Genomic DNA, 17,960 nt, shown 5'->3' with positions numbered 1-17,960 from the left:
AAATTATAGTTTGAAGTAAGGTAATGATCTACCTTACTAACTTCTTTATTGTCTAATGTTCAAATTAAAATTCTTCAATATATTTTATGATCTCACCTGTCATTTCACTGAGTTTAGCATTCCCACCAAGATCATAGGTAACGTGTTTTCCTTCTGATATTACCTTTTCAGTAGCCTCAAAGATTGCAGCTGCCTGTTTTTCTTCACCAAGATAATCAAGCATCCATGCACCTGCAAGAACTGTAGCAACCGGATTTACCTTATCCTTACCTGCATATTTTGGTGCAGAACCATGAGCCGGTTCAAACATGGCATAATTATCACCAATATTAGCAGAATATATCAGGCCAATGCTTCCCACCAGAGCTGAACATTCCTCACTTATGACATCCATGAAAAGATTTGTTGACAGCAATATTTTATTGTTGAAAAGCTGTGGATTCTTGATCAGCTGCTGTGCGATATTGTCAATGTGATATTCCCAGACCTCAATATCAGGATATTGCTCGCCAACATAATTGACCTCTTCTACGAATGTGCCACATGTTTGCTTTAATATGTTGCTTTTGTGAATAGCCACAACTGCCTCATAATTTCTTCTTTTTGCTTCCTCAAATGAAAAGCGTGCTATATTTCTGCTGGCAGTCCGGGTTATTTTTCTGATAGCTATATACACATCATCTGTGAGCTTTATCTCCTCTCCTATGTACATGCCTTCAGTACCTTCTCTGACACAAACAAAATCAACATCTCCAAGTGGAGGATTGGTATTGGGGAATGTTTTAATTGGACGCACATTTGCATACAGGTTGTATTTTTGCCTTATAGACACAGCCACACTCTTTGGTGAGCCTGCACCTCCGGGAGTTGTAGTCGGGCCCTTAAAGCAAGCATCTGAATTTTCAATAACCTCCCAGGTTTCATCAGGTATCAATGAATTGCCGCCATGCTGTTTCCACCAGCTTTCGCCTGCTTCACAGGTTATAAACTCAACATCTGTACCCGCAGAATTTACCACATCAAGCATAGCATCTACAAGTTCTGGACCAACGCCATCTCCTTTAATTACCGCTGCAGTTTTACTCATAAATAATCACCAACTGCATTGTTTATACATTTTTACTATTAAACCTTCACTGTTTAACTCAGTTAAAGACCATACCAGGTACCGGGATAAATCAGATATATTCCTTTATTCAATAGTTAATAAGGTGGTTAAATGAACTCAATTCCAATACTTGACAATCACATGCATATAGATCTTCGGGGAAGAGGGATGAATGCTGTTAAAGATTTCAGGAATGCCGGTGGCACTCATATAATTCTTGTATCAAAACCCAGCTGGACCCTGGGTATTCATATCAGACAGCCTCCTGACTATGTAAAAATTTTTGATGAAACAATAAACATCGCACATCAGGCCACGGAAATGGGAATAAAAGCATTTCCAGTTCTGGGAGTACATCCGGCAGAGATCACTCAACTCACCACACGTATGGAACTTGATGAAGCTGTGGAGACTATGAAAGGGGGACTGGATATTGCTTCTGGCTATGTAAAGCAAGGGAGTGCGGTGGGGATCAAGAGTGGAAGACCCCATTATCCGGTATCTGAATATATATGGGACGCATCCAATGAAATAATGGAGCATGCATTTCAAATAGCTGCAGACCTTGATTGTGCAGTCCAGTTACATACTGAAAGTGTAGGAGAAGAGCAGTTAACTGATATCGCGGCCCGTGCTAAGGAATGTGGAACAAACCTGCACAGGGTCGTAAAACATTTTTCACCTCCTCTGATAGAGATATGCAATGACAAAGGAATTTTTCCAAGTGTTATTGCATCAAAAAATTCAATTGAGACTGCAATAGCCCAGGGAGATAGGTTCATGATGGAAACTGATTACATTGATGATCCAGAAAGGCCGGGTGCTGTACTGGGTCCTAAAACAGTTCCCCGCCGAACATTGAAACTGGTGGAAAAACACGGAGAAGATATTTTCTGGAAGATCCACAAAGAAAATCCAGAAAAAGTCTACGATATTCAGATCGAGCTTTAATGGTAATTATGTAATTATCCACCGCAAACTTTACCTATCTGATAAATGATTCTGGTACAGATCATGTCTTTAAACAATATCATCATAAAAGGTGCCAAGGAGCACAATCTAAAAAATATCGACCTCAATCTTCCACGAGATAAACTAATAGTTATAACCGGATTGAGTGGATCCGGAAAATCATCACTTGCTTTTGATACCATCTATGCAGAAGGTCAGAGAAGATATGTAGAATCATTATCTGCCTATGCCCGTCAGTTCCTTGGACTAATGGAAAAGCCTGATGTTGAATACATTGAAGGGCTCTCCCCTGCAATTTCAATAGAGCAAAAAACCACCAGCAAGAACCCTAGATCCACTGTTGGGACTGTTACAGAGATATATGATTATTTAAGGCTTCTGTATTCAAGAATAGGAATACGCCACTGTCCGGACTGTGGCGAGATGATCGAGCCACAAAGTATTGATCAGATAGTTGATAACATAAAAAAAATTCCAGAAGGAACCAAAATCCACATTCTCTCACCACTGGTTCGCGAAAGAAAAGGAGAATATAAGAAGCTGATCAGTGATATCTTAACTGAGGGTTTTTCGAGGGTGCGAATTGACGGAGAAGTCATTCCAATTGAAGAGGCTTTAGATGTTGAACTTGGCCGCTATCAGAAACACAATATAGAGATTGTGGTGGATAGACTGGTCATCAAAGAAGGTATTGATGAACGTCTAGCAGATTCGGTAGAAACGGCTATCGAAAAAAGCGGCGGAACGATTATCGTACATCTGCTGGATGATAAAGAACTCGTTTTCAGCGAAAAACTTGCCTGCCCGGCCTGTGGAACCGGATTTGAAGACCTTGAACCTGCTGCATTCTCATTTAACAGTCCACAGGGTGCCTGCCAGACATGCCATGGACTGGGTACGTCTATGGAATTTGATCCCGAATTGATAGTTCCTGATGACTCACTCAGCCTGAGAGATGGTGCAATTGAGCCCTGGAGTTCCAGAGATGGATACCACATGCAGTCACTTGAATCACTTGCAAAACATTACGATTTTTCCATGGATGTCCCGTACCGAGAACTCAGTAAAAAAGTCCAGAACACAATTATGTATGGAACAAAAAAGAAAATCCCTTTTTTACATGTTGGGAGAAAAGGCGGACTATGGAAACATACAGGTCGGTTTAAAGGAGTTATAGCAAATCTTTCAAAGATCTATGATAAAACCGAATCTGAAAGCACAAAAGAAAAGCTGAATAAATACATAAGTACTAAGCCGTGCAGTACCTGTAATGGTGCACGTCTAAAGCCCACCAGTCTTGCAGTGACCCTTGACAGCCTCAATATAATAGATGTCACTAAATTATCTGTGCAGGATTGCCTTCATTTTTTTGAGCATCTGGAATTGAAGCTTACAAGCAGGGAATTTACAATTGGAAGACTGATATTAAAAGAAATCAAATCCAGACTTGGATTTCTTATTGATGTGGGACTGGATTATCTCACACTTGACAGAGCATCTGCAACCCTATCTGGAGGAGAAGCTCAGAGAATACGTCTGGCAACACAGATCGGATCCAGTCTCATGGGAGTTCTGTATATTCTGGATGAGCCAAGCATAGGTCTGCATCAAAGAGACAACTTGAGACTGATAAATACTCTCAAAAATCTAAGAGATATTGGAAATACAGTTCTTGTTGTCGAACATGACGAAGAGACCATATTAAATGCGGATCATGTTGTGGATATGGGACCAGGTGCCGGAATCCATGGAGGATATATTGTTGCAGAGGGTACTCCTCAACAGGTTATTGACGATGAAAACTCATTGACAGGAAAATATCTAAAAGGAGAGGTCAGTATCAGTGTTCCTGAAATTAGAAGAACTGGAAATGGAACACTTACACTGGAAAAGGCTGAAGAGAATAATCTAAAAAACATAGATGTAAGTTTTCCACTGTCAACAATGATATGTATTACAGGTGTTTCAGGTTCCGGCAAAAGTACCCTTATAAGTGAAACACTCAATAAGGTACTGGCTCAAAAATTGCATGGCTCAAGAGAAAAACCAGGGAAATATGGAAATATAAGGGGTATTGAAAATATTGATAAGGTAATAACTATTGACCAGTCGCCAATAGGCCGCACACCCCGTTCCAATCCTGCAACCTATACAAACTTATTTACGCCAATAAGGGAACTTTTTTCACAAACACAGCTAGCCAGAGCCAGAGGATATAAACAGGGAAGGTTCAGCTTTAATGTCCGTGGTGGGCGCTGTGAAGCATGTTCTGGTGACGGAATAATAACCATTGAAATGCATTTTTTACCGGATGTATATGTTCCATGTGAAGTATGCCATGGAAAAAGGTACAATCGAGAAACATTGGAAGTGACATACAAGAATAAGTCAATTGCCGATGTTCTGGATATGACCGTTGAAGAAGCACTTGAATTTTTTGAGCATATTCCAAAAATTGAAAGAAAGCTCAGAACCTTATTTGATGTCGGTCTTGGGTATATAAAACTGGGGCAGGCTTCAACCACCCTCTCAGGTGGTGAAGCTCAGAGAGTAAAGCTTGCCACGGAGCTTAGTAAAAAATCCACAGGAAAAACATTGTACATTCTGGATGAACCAACAACAGGCCTCCATTTTGATGATGTAAAAAAACTACTTCAGGTCTTACACAGGCTTGTAGATTCCGGAAATACAGTTATTGTAATTGAACATAATCTGGATGTCATAAAGACTGCTGACTGGATAATAGATCTTGGACCTGAAGGAGGAGAAAAAGGAGGAGAGGTCATCGCCAAAGGAACACCTGAAACTATCGCAGTGTCAGAGGGATCATATACCGGTGAATTCCTCAAGCGCATTCTTTGAAGAAAAATTGAATCCAATCCATGATAGATCGGATCTGTTCCATTAAAGTGCTTATTCAATCATAGGTTTCAATTTTGATACGAGTATCTCTATCTGCTCAACTGCAGTACCGATGTACATATCAGGAGTAACCAGTCTGGATATCTCTCTTTCAGATAGATGAATTGAAACTGTCCTGTTCTCCAGAAGTGTATCTTTCAGATGACGATCAGTCTCATGGGCCTTCATGGCACAGCTTCTTACAATTTCGTGTGCTTCCTGCCTGCCTACACCTTTTTTGGCAAGTTCAATCATCACAGCCTCACCCATATTCAAGCCTTTCATCAGATTCAGGTTACGCCGGATATTGTCGGGATAGAATCTGAGGTTGGAAATTACATCGATACCAAGTTTAATTATGTGATCGGTCAGTACACATGCCTCTGGGAAAACAATTCTTTCACAGGAAGAATTGGTAAGATCACGTTCATCCCATAATGTATTGTTTAGCAATTGTGGTTCAACCATTGAACGAACAATCCGAGAAAGCCCACATATTTGTTCAGATTTTATAGGATTCCTCTTATGAGGCATTGTTGATGAGCCAACCTGATTTTTTCCAAAGCTCTCTTCAATCTCAGCAATCTCGCTTCTCTGGAGAGTACGGATAGCAATACCTATCTTATCCAGAGTAGTTACCACATTAGCCATCCACATAACAAATTCAGCATGTCTGTCACGCTGTATAATCTGATTGGAAACATCTACAGGCGCAATGCCAAGGTATTCCATTGTAAGTTTCTGTATAGTTATTCCCTGTTTTCCAAATGCCGCCTGAGTACCAACAGCACCTGTCATCTGACCGACTGTTATGCGGGGTTTCATCTGATCCAGTCTTTCAAGATGTCTTGATACCTCTGATGCCCATATTGCAAATTTTAAGCCATAGGTGGTAGGTACACCTATCTGGCCGTGTGTTCGTCCAGCGCATACAGTATATTTATGGTCAATAGCCTGCTTTAATAAAACATCCAGAAGACGTTTCAGCTTTTTCTCAAAAATATTGACAGCATCCTTTATCTGGAGAGCAGTTGCAGTATCCAGAATATCATTTGATGTTGCACCAAAATGCACCCATTTACCTGCATCATCAGAACATTTCTCAGAAATTGCAAGAACTATTGCCATCATATCATGATGTATTTCATCCTCAATTTCCTTTACCCTGCCCAGATCAACCGAATTTATCGCTTTTGATATTTCATCAGCTGCTTCTGATGGAATGAGGGCTACATCGGCTTCTGCTTTAGCCAGAGCAGCTTCTACACTCAGTAATTTATCAAGTCTGTTAACCTCTTCCCATACATATTTCATTTCAGCTGTTCCGTATCGATATTCTATTGGATGAATTGCCATATCCTATATTCTCCTGTAATAAGAAATCAATTTTTGGTCCAGTTACTGCGGCTTAAAATAAATATGCTTCTAAATCTCACATTCGAATATAATAAAAGATTTCAAAAATTAACTGAACCTTAGTTTAAACAAAGAAGGATCTTCACAAATAAATAATGATTCTAAATCAGAATTTCATAACCAAATATAAACCATTTTATGCCAGCAAAAAATATTTTAGTAAATTTTGAATTAGAAATACACATATATAAAATTTAAAAGATCAGTGCCTTAAATACAGGACACCGATCCAAAGAAATATTCCAGATTTCAGAATACCAGTCCCAGTTCCTCAAGTTTCTTGCGTGCTCCGTCATAGACCTTTACGTACTCATCGGTTGGAGTAATGGTCCTGACATCGTAGCACTCCTTGAAGGTCTTGCCGGCAGGGGCTTTATCGTAGTTCTTCTCATAGAGACCTACAAGCTTGTCAAGGATCTTGTTGACCTCAGAGATATCCATACCAGCAGTAGCGCGGGCAGTCTCACCCATCATTCTGGCTTCCATACCTGTGGTCTTATTCTCGGCAACACCCTTTGCAGAGGCGACACCGGAAAGGATCTCACGACCGGAAGCAGTATCGGTCATTGACTGGGCGGCAGCTTCAAGAAGACACATCTCGGTAGCTGGGCCTGCACATGGATAGTACTGGTTACCCTTGATCATGTCAGTGTTCTGGGTAACGGCAGCAGCAGTCCATCCGGCAATAGCAAGCGTTTCCCGGGTATTGGTGGAGCCCCAGCGAATATGCACGGGACCATCAAGGTGCCAGCTTGCATTGCTCATTACAAATGCGTTAATGTGAGTTGCCACGTCCACAATTGCAGTTTCTTCTACACCGCCAGCATATCCACCAAAGATAGGCATCTGCTCGTCCATGATGATATCGCTGTTGGCATTATAGTGGGCAATGACGGATATGGCGTCAAGGTCGATCTTGAGTTCGTTTAGCTGAGAGACTTCATGACTATCATTTGAGTTCATGCCACCAGGTGCATCGGCAGCGATGTTACCCTGGGCAGTCAGTGAAGTCTCAGGACCCTATATGCCCATACCGGGTCGACCGGCAAGAGCACAGGCCTGTTTGATAAGGCGGGCTTCGGTCTTGGCAGCAAGAATTTCGTAGGGACTGCCAGGAATTGCGGATTTGCCCATAATGGATTTGAGGACACCGTTGACAATGGTATCACATTCTTTCTCCATGGCGTAGCTCATGTGGATTGGTATGAACAGATCCTCGGAGACGGGAGCACCGGTGGGACCACCCTGAATATGGGGTTTTCTCTTATCACCAATCTCTCTTTTGCGGACATATGTCCGGTCCCTGCCACTGCCAAGTGAAAATTCTTTCTGAACGTTGTTGATGGCGTCCCAGATTTCATCTTCAGTATACTTGACTACACGGTGAGTATCGGTACAGAAAATACCGCATTCAAGAAGCATCTCGAAACCGGCTTTGAAAAGGCGGTCAACCATATCCATGTCAGTGGGTACAAATTCATTACCAAAGTCGAGTTTGTACTTCTGCTTGAGTTCAGCACTCTTCATTGGAATTGTCATAAGGTCCCAGTCATCCTGGGTAATCTTCTCACCTTTCTTTGCACGGTCAAAAAAGTCATAGCATGTAAATGATTTAGTAAATGTCATTGTTCTACTACCTCCTGGTTTATTTCATGAGTTTAAGAGCAGTTCGGGCAGCTTCAGCTGCGTTTTCTGCAGTTGCATCAGCACCGATTTCCTCAATCCATTCCTGGGAGACAGGGGCACCGCCAAACATTACCTTGACCTTGTCACGAAGACCTTCATCTTCAAGCATTTCAATGGTCTCTTTCTGGCTGAGCATGGAAGTGGTCATAAGAGCAGAACCGACTAGAATTACCTTCTTACCCTTGTGCTTGGCAACCTCTTCAATCAGATTCTCGTTTGCTACATCCACACCAAGATCCAGGATCTCAAAACCGTTTGCACCAAGCATGGTGGAAACTAGTCTGTGACCAATGTCGTGAATATCTCCTTCCTGGACATAGGTGATGGCAAGACCTACACCTTCTTCTCCTTCCATTTCCTTCTCAAGTTCAGGAGTCAGTATCTCCATGGCAGCGTTCATGGCCTTGGAGGACATCATGATCTGAGGAAGGTAGAGTTCAGCAGCTTCGAATTTATCTCCTACAATCTTCATACCCTCGGCAAGGCCGGAGTTGATAGCTTCAAAAGGACCTATGCCAGAGTCAAGGGCTTCCTGGGCACCCTTCTTTGCACCTTCAATATCCTGATTAACAATTGCGTCTTTCAATTTATCTAATATTTCCTGTTTTCCCATTTTGTCACCTTTTAAGATTTGTTTTTTAGTACATAATGTACTTCAGCATTGGAATATCCAGATGCTGATCCCCATTATTGGTTAAATATGATTTTATATAAAGATTATGAATTTTAATTATTTTGAACCAAACAATTTATACTTATATTCCACATTATAATAGACATGGCAAAAAAAGAAATATATCCGATCTATGAAAAAATGAGCAGGGATGATCTGGATAAAAGGATAAAATACATTGAAAAAATGGTTAAGGTTCTAGATAGACTCAAATTCGTAAGATACAGATATAAAGGATACTCTGTAGAAGATTCCTGCGAAAGGGTCGGCATTTCGAAAATGATGGGATATACATGGCAGAAAAGGTGGAACAGAGACGGATATGTTGGCCTTATCCCCAGATACAGTGGAGGAAGACCATCAAAGTTGAATCAGCAGCAGAAAGAAGAGCTACAAATAATACTAAAGCAGGGGGTTGAATTAACAACAGTGGAAATAAAGGACCTTATTGAAGAAAAATATGGAGTTGCCTACTCATTAAAACAGATCAGGGTAATCGTTAAAGATCTTAAAAGCTCCTGAAAATATTGTTCAATGATCTGCTGTTGGGCAATATGATCTGTCAAATTCAATCTCATTCATCCAGGAAAGAAATAAGTATAATTAATTAAGTTTCTCGATTAAAATACCAGCCTGTTCTCATGATATAATCATTCAAACCAATAATCTCAAAAGCTACGATAACTTATTATTCAATTTTGACTGCAGTAATTGGAAATAGAAAATTGGAATAATTAAATCAAGTCAACAAAAACCCTGAATAAATAATATAGAGTAATAGAGGAATTATTACATCCATATTAATCCATATTTGATCTATTGTCTGCAAGATAATTACGTACCAATAATAGAACACTTATAGTGATCAGTAGCAGTAAAAATGCTGCAATAGCAATACCCTTCAGGCTGAAATCCTGCCATGAATGAACAGAGGCCCACAGTCCACTACGGGTTACAAAGGTTGCAAATATCACAAATATAAATGAAAATATTGCAAGTACAGGCACAAGAACACGGTATTCTGAATGCTTTACCCGTGAATGTGCATGAAGATAAGCAGTAGATGTTAGCCAGGGAATCAGCGAAGATGTTTCAACCGGATCCCAGGTCCAGTACCATGCACCCCATCCAAGTACCTCATATGCCCAAAAACCACCAAGACCGATCCCTAATGTCAGGAACAGCCATGATACCCGCATCCATACAGCTGAGATGTTGATCCAGCTGTTATCCTTTAAGTATAAACCTGCAACAGCAAGTGCAAAAGGAAATGTAAATGCAGCATAGCCTACAAAAAGAACAGGGGGGTGCACAGCCATCCATGGATTTCTCAGAAGTGGGTTCATACCCTGCCCATATGGCACATCATAAGCATATACAAAAGGATTCCAGCCTGTAAGTTCAACCATCCCGCCTGGCAACATATGATAAATTGAAAATGGATTCTTAATTACAAGCAGTACTAAAAATACAGAGGTGATTAGCAGTAGTACAAGCCTTGATGCAGCTATGAGCTGAGTGTTTTCAAAATTTTTCACTGAATCCAGACGGCTAAAGGCAAATAACATGATAAAAATCATCCAGGTCCACAGAAGAAGAGAACCTTCCTGGCCTGCCCATAAAGCAGAAATTCTGTAATACCATTCAAGATCCATGCTTGAATGCTGAAATACATAATCATATGTTGCGTTAACCGTGAAAAGATAATATGTAAGAAGAAGAACTGAAAAACTAAGCAGACCTAAACATAGTGTCTCCATCAGGTAAGATCTGGATTTTGCATCAGAATCGCGATTCAAATAGAACGCTGAGGAATACAGAAAAGCACCAAATCCTGTTATCAGGGAAAGCCATATGGCAATCATTCCAATATTAATATCTAAACCCATTTACTATCAGCATCCATAAATCGTTCTGTTTGCAGTTCTTTACAGATATTTTATTTCAATACGTTAGTTCTTTCTTTTTATTTTCAGCTCAGAAGAATTTCGAACTTCTTTTAATTTATGACTCTTTTCTACCAGAAGAATCATAGAAATCCCTATTCCCAGCAGGACCATACCTATCCATACAAAAGAGATAAAAGGCACAGTACGAACATAAAAGCTAACCTTTTCATCTGCTACATCAATTGCCCTTGGAGCAATAAATATCTCTTCACTTATACTCCTATGAATATATGTGGTAGTATATGATTGACCCCATTTAAAATCGGTTATATATTTCACATGACCTGTATCAAGATATTCATTCCCTGAATACACATCAAAGTAAATATCAGTTACATAAGACGAGGCTGGGTAATTATTGTATGGAGCTCCTTGATAATAGGAGTCCATCTGGGTTATTTTAATAATATAATTTTGTTTTTCAAGAGTTCCTTCAACATCAAGAGAAAATTCACCGGATTCTTCCACCTTTGCGCCTGAGCTGATAACTACTCCAAGAAGTATTAGAACAACACCCAGATGAATTACATTAGGTCCAAGTTTTCTAACCTTCATTTTCAGATCACTGACACCACTGGCCGATCTTCTGTAAACACCTGTACCACTGTATAGCATAGAAACTATAAGAGCAGCTGTTGCAACACCTAGAATTGGAATAGATACATCCAGAATCACATTCGAAAATGGAGAAGTAATATATGAAATCACAGACAGAAAGATTCCTCCTGCAGAGACTACCAGTGCTTTTAACGGGCTGAAATATAACAGGAGAACACATATATTCAGCAATATAACAAGAATCAGGGTAGGAATTGCAGTTCTGGCATTAAAATAATCCGCATCCAGGCTCATTTCCACCCCTGTAGCTAATTTGAAAATAAGCGGAGTAAGCAAACCAACAAGCAACAGCAGTGATAGTAAAACCATTATAAAAACTGTTGCCAGAATGGTATTGCTGAAATTTATTATGCCATTTATCCGGTTCATGTGGAAAGATCCTCTTGCCTGAAATAGATCAAGCTATTAAATCAAATTATAACCTATCATCGCAACTTCATGCTATAAAAGTTTTCGTCGCGGCAATATGTTACAGAGAACCTTAAATAGTAATAACGTTCATTTTCAGGAAAATGGACCTGCTATACATATTACAGATTATTATAATTGCGATCTGGCTGATGCTTCCAGCCTACATACCAAATCCCATGGCTGCAGTATTTGGAGGAGGAAGGCCAATAGATCATGGCAGATATCTCCAGGACGGACGGAGAATACTTGGCGAGGGAAAAACATATAGAGGTCTTGGCGCCGGGATACTTTGCGGGCTTTTAATAGGTGCTTTGCAGACAGCATTAACATCCAGAAATATAGCCATCCAGGGTGTTCAGCTTCCTTCATTTGGTCCTGATATAACAGGTTCATTGCTGGTGATACTAGCACTCTCCATTGGAGCTTTATGTGGAGATATGTTCATGAGCTTCTTTAAGAGAAGACTGGGATTAAGACGCGGAGCACCCCTGCCGGTAATTGACCAGCTGGATTTTGTTCTGGGTGCCTGGGTCTTAACATACATACTTGCTACCGATTGGTTCATAGCAAACTTTTCTACAGAAATTATAATTGCGGTACTGGTCATTACTCCGGTCTTACATGTTGTTACAAATATAGTAGGTTATTTAATCGGAGTTAAAAAAGAACCCTGGTGAAAATATGGTAAAAAATCCAGAAAAAAAAGAATTGATTAAAGCCCTGAGTGATTGCGGAGCTGTAAGTTTCGGGAATTTTGTTCTATCATCAGGCAAAACCAGCAACTATTACATAGATATAAAAAAAGCAAGTACTGATCCTGAAACATTATCCCTGATCGCTGAGATGATGAGCAGCATTATAAAAGATAAAGACATTGATGCAATTGGGGGAGTTGAGCTTGGTGGTGTTCCTATAGCAACCGCGGTTTCACTGAGAACAAAACTTCCACTGACAATAATCAGAAAAGCTTCAAAAGACTATGGAACAAAAAGCAGGTTCATAGGAAAGGTCGATAGAGGTACCAAAATAGCCCTTGTAGAAGATGTGACCACAAGTGGAGGATCTGTGATCGAAGCTATTTCAGCTATAAGGGATACAGGTGCAATTGTAGAAGCTGTGATAACAGTGGTTGACAGAAGTGAAGGAGCTGCTGAAAAACTTAAATCTATGGATATCGATCTATTGTATCTTGTCAATGCAGATGACCTCACAAAATAATAGTTTTAGAGAATATGCTGTGAATGAACTGCCTGAAAATTATAAATATTGATACCCGCATATGAGTGGTCAATAATATTTACCAGGAAAAATAAAAATCGCTGAAATGAAATTACAGCAAATTATATATTGAATCATATCAAAATAGCCCTCAATCGAATTTGTTCAAGAAATTCAATTAAAAAGTATAATTATTTTGTAATTTATAGTAAAAAAGAGTCCATATAAAATACCTGACAAAAATCGGGTGTCAGATAATTTAAACAGTTCGTATCATATATCAAATTTTTAAAAGAGGTTTATACATGAATGTTCTGATTGTTGGTGGAGGAGGAAGAGAGCACGCAATCGCAAAGTCAGTTTCAAAAAGCAGTAAAAGTCCGGATTTATTTGCAGTTATGTCTAAAAAGAATCCGGGGATAGCAAAATTATGCAGAGATTTTCTATTAACTGATGAAACAGATATTGAAAAAGTGGTCGATTATGCAAGATCAAATAATATAGATATTGCTGTAATTGGGCCCGAAGCACCACTTGCTGCGGGTATTGTGGATGCGCTTGAAGAAAACAGCATCAAAACGATGGGTCCAAAAAAGGATGTTGCAATAATAGAGTTTGATAAAGCATGGACCAGGGATTTCATGCAGAAATATAGTATAGAAGGATGTCCTTTATTTGGAACTTTTAATTCTGAGAGTGAAGCACATAAGTTTATTGATCAGATAAAAAGCGTTGCAATAAAACCTGCAGGTCTGACAGGTGGAAAAGGCGTAAAGGTCACAGGAGACCAGCTTCCAGATCCTGATGCAGCAAAAGAGTATACAAGTAAAATGCTGGAACATGGAACTGTGGTCATTGAGGAAAAACTGATTGGCGAGGAATTCACTCTCCAAGCATTTACAGACGGAAAGACACTGGCATTCTCCCCTACAGTTCAGGACCACAAGCGTGCCTTTGATGGCGATACCGGACCAAATACCGGAGGGATGGGATCCTACAGCAGTCCGTCTGACCTGCTTCCATTTATAACACAGAAGGATCTGGATACAGCAAAAGACATCATGATAAACACTGTTGAAGCCCTCATAAAAGAAACTTCAACTCCTTACAGAGGGATACTGTACGGACAATTCATATTGACCAGAGATGGTCCAAAGGTCATTGAATTCAATGCCCGTTTCGGGGATCCTGAGGCAATGAACATACTGCCGCTTCTTCAAACAGATTTCATTGACATTGCTTCAGCGATTGTAAATGGGAATCTGGAAGAAATTGATGTAACCTTTGCAAAAAAGGCAACTGTATGCAAATATGCAGTTCCTGAAGGATATCCTGACAACCCTGTAAAGGACACCGATATTTCAATAGGCAATATAAGGGATGCATTGCTTTTTTATTCAAGTGTATATGAAAAGGACGGGAAGGTATATACCACAGGGTCCAGAGCAATTGCAGTTGTTGGTGTTGCGGATACGATAAAAGAAGCTGAACAGATTGCCAGTAATGCATTAAGTAATATAGGCGGAAGAATATATTCACGCAAGGATATTGGCACAGCTGAGCTTATTCAGAAAAGAATAGATCATATGAACAGTCTGCGCAGCAGTTAAAATATTTAATAATATTTATTGAGTTGATAGTATGAAACATCTGGTATCTATGGCTGATCTTTCTGCAGAAGAGATCATTGACATCCTTGAAGTTGCAGAGGACCATAAAGAAAAAAGAATGAGAGGAAAGGCCACAGATCTCCTCAAGAATAAAAGTCTGGCCATGATCTTTGAAAAGTCATCCACAAGAACAAGGGTTTCTTTTGAAGTCGCCATGAGTGACCTGGGAGGACATTCACTCTACCTCAATTACAACGATATACAGATCGGAAGAGGGGAATCTATAGCTGATACTGCAAAAGTTCTCTCCAGATACGTACATGGAATATGTGCCAGGGTTAACAGCCATGAGACCATTGAGCAACTTGCCAGATATTCAACTGTACCGGTTATCAATGCATTATCTGATCTTGAGCATCCATGTCAGATACTTGCAGATCTGCTCACCATAAAAGAATATAAGAACAGATTTGAAGGTCTTAAGTTTGCATGGATCGGGGACGGAAACAATGTATGCAACTCCAGCATTCTTGGATGTGCACTTCTTGGCATAGATATTGCTGTTGCCTGCCCTGAAGGGTATGACCCGGACAGTCAGATTCTTGAGATGGCAAGGGAAATTGGCGCAAATGTCACAATAACACGCAGTACACAGGAGGCTGCAGAGAATGCAGATATCCTGTATACCGATGTGTGGATATCCATGGGTGAGGAAAGTGAAAGAGAAAAACGTCTGAAGGACCTGGCAGAGTACCAGATCAATTCAGATCTTGTCAACATTGCAAAAAATGACGTTATAGTAATGCACTGCCTGCCTGCACACAGAGGCGAGGAAATAACAGAGGATGTCATGGAAGGCCCGCATTCTGTCATTTTCGATCAGGCAGAGAACAGGCTCCATGCACAAAAAGCCCTTATACTCAGACTCATGAGTTGAACCACGCATTCAACTCCTGAGCAAAAATTTTAAGAACATTGATTGTAATTAGAAAAGGCAACTCCAAATAATAGATCAATTTTCATCCATCTCTGCGGGGGTTGCCCAGCCAGGTCAAAGGCGCTAGGTTCAGAGCCTAGTCTTGTAGAAGTTCGAGGGTTCGAATCCCTCCCCCCGCATTTTTTTTGGATATAGATATCTTGAAAACCCAACTATTAATATTAATTTATAATTAGGGTGATGTTAGATATTTTGAATTTTAAAATAAGTTATCTTTAACTTTTTGTACTTGATTTTTATTGAGCTTAATTAATAAAAAAAATATGATATTTTTATTTATTTAAATCATTCTTGCGAATGGAAATTGCTTTTGCATAAAAAAAGATAACATGTGTATAAGATTCCAAATTTACATGAATTCAATGAGATTCAGAAAAGCAGCATATTATGTGAAGGAGTAATTTCGTCACGTAGAAGGCTTCTGAGGGCCTTTAGAATAAGCCTTGTACTTAAAATACGAAACTTATTTAAGAAACATAGTTCCTATTGCAACCATGGAATCAAAACTCAGATACTATTTTGGATCAATGGTGTTTTTGTCTGGTCTCATTCTTTCAATTGCTGGAATCGGGTTTGGAATATTTGTCAACCTTATGTGGACCTCTGATCCTCTAGAAATTATTACCACCTACAGTCTTCTGGGTATCGGACTGTGTTTTATCCTGTTGGGAATAAACCTTATGATAAGGCAGCGCAGACCATATGGATTCTATAGTAATTGGATTATGGTGCTGGGTTTTGTGCTTTCAATTTCCGGTGTGATTTACTTTATCACCATTTTTGAAAATAATTGGATATATCCATATGTTACTTACCTGTCTTTTCTGTATGCTTCCGGAATATGTCTTCTATCTGGTAATGCATTTGGCAATGCTGTCTTAAAGGTTATAGAAGAAAATTCTACCAATTTTGGTGAAAAAGCTTCATCTAAACAATATAATGTGGAAGACATTGAAAAAGAAGTGGAAAAAACATTGAGTCAGGCTTATTCGAATAATAGTAATTTTTCTGCATTCAATTTAGATGTGAAAGATGATAAATCGGATTTTAGACTTTCCAAAACGTTTACAGAATCTCAGCAGGAAAAAATTGAGATTCAGGATAGCATTTTGGAAGCTAAAGGCTTACAGAACACTCTTACAGGAAAAGTCAATACTAACGATTACGCTCTTGATATCACTTCAAAAATGCTGAGTGAAACTATGAAGAAGAACTCAGAAAATCAAAATAAAAAATTTATAAATAAGTTTAAAAACAAATTCAATTCCAAGAGGAAATAGATATGGCAAAAGGACTTGATGTAGGAACAATGAACATAATATGCTCGGAAAAAGGAAAAGGTCAATCCATTTCATTTGCACAGCAGAGAAATGCTTTTTTGAAAATGGAAGCAGGTGATTTAGCACAGAATATGCTGGATACCTCTAAAATACTTTATACACACCAGAACAATACAATCAATGTTCTTGGAGAGGATGCATTTAAATTTGCAAATGTATTCAACAAACCAATAAGAAGGCCAATGAAACAAGGGATTATCAGCCCCGATGAGAAAGAATCTATTCCAATGATCAAATTGATTATTGAAAGGGTTTTGGATAAAACAGAAAATGAAGGCGAGATTTTAAGCATTTCTGTTCCAGCAAGTCCTGTTGATAGTAATATAAACGTATTATATCACAGTAAAACTGTCGAAGCCCTGGCAAAAAGGTTGGGATACAATACAAATCTAATAGACGAAGGATTGGCAGTTGTCTATTCAGAACTTGGCGACCATAATTTCACAGGTGTGGGTATAAGTGTTGGTGCAGGAATGACCAACATAACAGTTGCCTATCTTGCAACCCCTATTGTGTCATTTAGTATTGCACGCGGCGGTGACTGGATTGATGAACAGGTTGCCAGTGCAACCGGTGTTTCTATTGAAAGGGTTACTGCAATAAAAGAAAATGATTTTACATTCAATTCAGATTATGAAATTGGAAGTATTCAGGGTGCAATTGCTCTTTACTATGATGCATTGGTAACATACATTATTTCAAATCTTAAAAGAAAACTTGAAGAAGCAGCTCCACCTGATGCAGAGTTCCCGGTTGCGATTGCTGGGGGCAGCAGCCGTGCAAAAGGATTCATGGAAATGTTTGAAAAAAGAATTTCTGAAGCAAACCTTTCAATCAACATCTCCAATGTGAAAAAGAGTCAATATTCAACATCAGGTACCAAAGATCCAATCTATGCAATTGCAAGAGGCTGTCTCATTGCAAGCATTACCCGGGAAGATGCTGAAAAGGCTGAAGAATCCCCTGAACCTGAGAAAAAAGAATAAAAAAAGTTTCCTAACTCTTCAGGAAATTTTATTTATTTTTTTTACTTCATCACTGTTCTGGCAAGTCGTTTCACA

General features: G+C 39.4%; 14 protein-coding genes, 1 tRNA gene and 1 pseudogene. 10 read left to right on the top strand and 6 right to left on the bottom strand.

Annotation, left to right across the window (positions count from 1 at the left end):
- Positions 1-64: 64 nt before the first annotated feature.
- Positions 65-1,087, bottom strand: coding sequence for an isocitrate/isopropylmalate dehydrogenase family protein (locus MZHIL_RS03240; protein WP_013897940.1), 1,023 nt, complete (start codon positions 1,085-1,087; stop codon positions 65-67).
- Positions 1,088-1,219: 132 nt separating this feature from the next.
- Here MZHIL_RS03240 and MZHIL_RS03235 point away from each other — a divergent pair, with 132 nt between their 5' ends.
- Positions 1,220-2,059 (top strand): TatD family hydrolase, encoded by an 840-nt coding sequence (locus MZHIL_RS03235; protein ID WP_013897939.1) that lies wholly within the window; start codon positions 1,220-1,222, stop codon positions 2,057-2,059.
- A gap of 63 nt (positions 2,060-2,122) precedes the next feature.
- Positions 2,123-4,942 (top strand): excinuclease ABC subunit UvrA, encoded by a 2,820-nt coding sequence (uvrA, locus tag MZHIL_RS03230; protein WP_048815458.1) that lies wholly within the window; start codon positions 2,123-2,125, stop codon positions 4,940-4,942.
- A 51-nt stretch (positions 4,943-4,993) separates the two neighbouring features.
- On the opposite strand, the gene purB is transcribed toward uvrA, so the two are convergent.
- From purB to MZHIL_RS03210, 3 genes and pseudogenes are all read right to left on the bottom strand, one after another.
- The gene (purB, locus tag MZHIL_RS03225) at positions 4,994-6,337 is read right to left on the bottom strand and encodes an adenylosuccinate lyase (protein WP_013897937.1); all 1,344 of its coding nucleotides are present in this window, start codon (positions 6,335-6,337) and stop codon (positions 4,994-4,996) included.
- Positions 6,338-6,646: 309 nt separating this feature from the next.
- A pseudogene (locus tag MZHIL_RS10275) lies at positions 6,647-8,023 on the bottom strand (monomethylamine:corrinoid methyltransferase).
- Positions 8,024-8,042: 19 nt separating this feature from the next.
- Complete coding sequence (locus MZHIL_RS03210) at positions 8,043-8,696, bottom strand: methyltransferase cognate corrinoid protein (RefSeq protein WP_013897935.1); 654 nt, start codon at positions 8,694-8,696, stop codon at positions 8,043-8,045.
- A 165-nt stretch (positions 8,697-8,861) separates the two neighbouring features.
- Here MZHIL_RS03210 and MZHIL_RS03205 point away from each other — a divergent pair, with 165 nt between their 5' ends.
- On the top strand, positions 8,862-9,278 hold the full coding sequence (locus MZHIL_RS03205; protein ID WP_013897934.1) for a helix-turn-helix domain-containing protein: 417 nt from the start codon (positions 8,862-8,864) through the stop codon (positions 9,276-9,278).
- Between the two features lie 278 nt (positions 9,279-9,556).
- Here MZHIL_RS03205 and ccsA read toward each other — a convergent pair whose 3' ends face one another.
- Entirely contained in the window at positions 9,557-10,645 is a 1,089-nt protein-coding gene (gene ccsA, locus MZHIL_RS03200; protein WP_013897933.1) for a cytochrome c biogenesis protein CcsA, read from the bottom strand.
- Positions 10,646-10,708: 63 nt separating this feature from the next.
- Positions 10,709-11,692 (bottom strand): cytochrome c-type biogenesis CcmF C-terminal domain-containing protein, encoded by a 984-nt coding sequence (locus tag MZHIL_RS03195; RefSeq protein WP_013897932.1) that lies wholly within the window; start codon positions 11,690-11,692, stop codon positions 10,709-10,711.
- Between the two features lie 143 nt (positions 11,693-11,835).
- On the opposite strand from MZHIL_RS03195, the gene MZHIL_RS03190 reads away from it, so the two are divergent.
- The 7 genes from MZHIL_RS03190 to MZHIL_RS03160 all read left to right on the top strand — a co-directional run bounded on the left by MZHIL_RS03190 (position 11,836) and on the right by MZHIL_RS03160 (position 17,885).
- Positions 11,836-12,411, top strand: coding sequence for a CDP-2,3-bis-(O-geranylgeranyl)-sn-glycerol synthase (locus MZHIL_RS03190; RefSeq protein ID WP_013897931.1), 576 nt, complete (start codon positions 11,836-11,838; stop codon positions 12,409-12,411).
- Positions 12,412-12,415: 4 nt separating this feature from the next.
- On the top strand, positions 12,416-12,952 hold the full coding sequence (gene pyrE / locus MZHIL_RS03185) for an orotate phosphoribosyltransferase (RefSeq protein WP_013897930.1): 537 nt from the start codon (positions 12,416-12,418) through the stop codon (positions 12,950-12,952).
- Positions 12,953-13,257: 305 nt separating this feature from the next.
- Positions 13,258-14,562, top strand: a complete 1,305-nt coding sequence (purD, locus tag MZHIL_RS03180; protein ID WP_013897929.1) for a phosphoribosylamine--glycine ligase — start codon at positions 13,258-13,260, stop codon at positions 14,560-14,562.
- 31 nt (positions 14,563-14,593) lie between these two features.
- Positions 14,594-15,499 carry an ornithine carbamoyltransferase gene (gene argF / locus MZHIL_RS03175; RefSeq protein WP_013897928.1) on the top strand — a complete coding sequence of 302 codons (906 nt, stop codon included), beginning with the start codon at positions 14,594-14,596 and terminating at the stop codon, positions 15,497-15,499.
- 94 nt (positions 15,500-15,593) lie between these two features.
- Positions 15,594-15,678: transfer RNA gene (locus MZHIL_RS03170), tRNA-Leu, on the top strand.
- Between the two features lie 375 nt (positions 15,679-16,053).
- The gene (locus MZHIL_RS03165) at positions 16,054-16,839 is read left to right on the top strand and encodes a hypothetical protein (protein ID WP_013897927.1); all 786 of its coding nucleotides are present in this window, start codon (positions 16,054-16,056) and stop codon (positions 16,837-16,839) included.
- 2 nt (positions 16,840-16,841) lie between these two features.
- Positions 16,842-17,885, top strand: coding sequence for a disk-shape morphogenesis protein volactin (locus tag MZHIL_RS03160; protein WP_013897926.1), 1,044 nt, complete (start codon positions 16,842-16,844; stop codon positions 17,883-17,885).
- Positions 17,886-17,960 lie beyond the last annotated feature (75 nt).

The organism is Methanosalsum zhilinae DSM 4017 (genome assembly GCF_000217995.1).
Taxonomy (GTDB): Archaea; Halobacteriota; Methanosarcinia; order Methanosarcinales; family Methanosarcinaceae; genus Methanosalsum; species Methanosalsum zhilinae.
The sequence above is the reverse complement of the archived record's forward strand: the minus strand, read 5'-3'. Positions and strand labels throughout refer to the sequence as shown.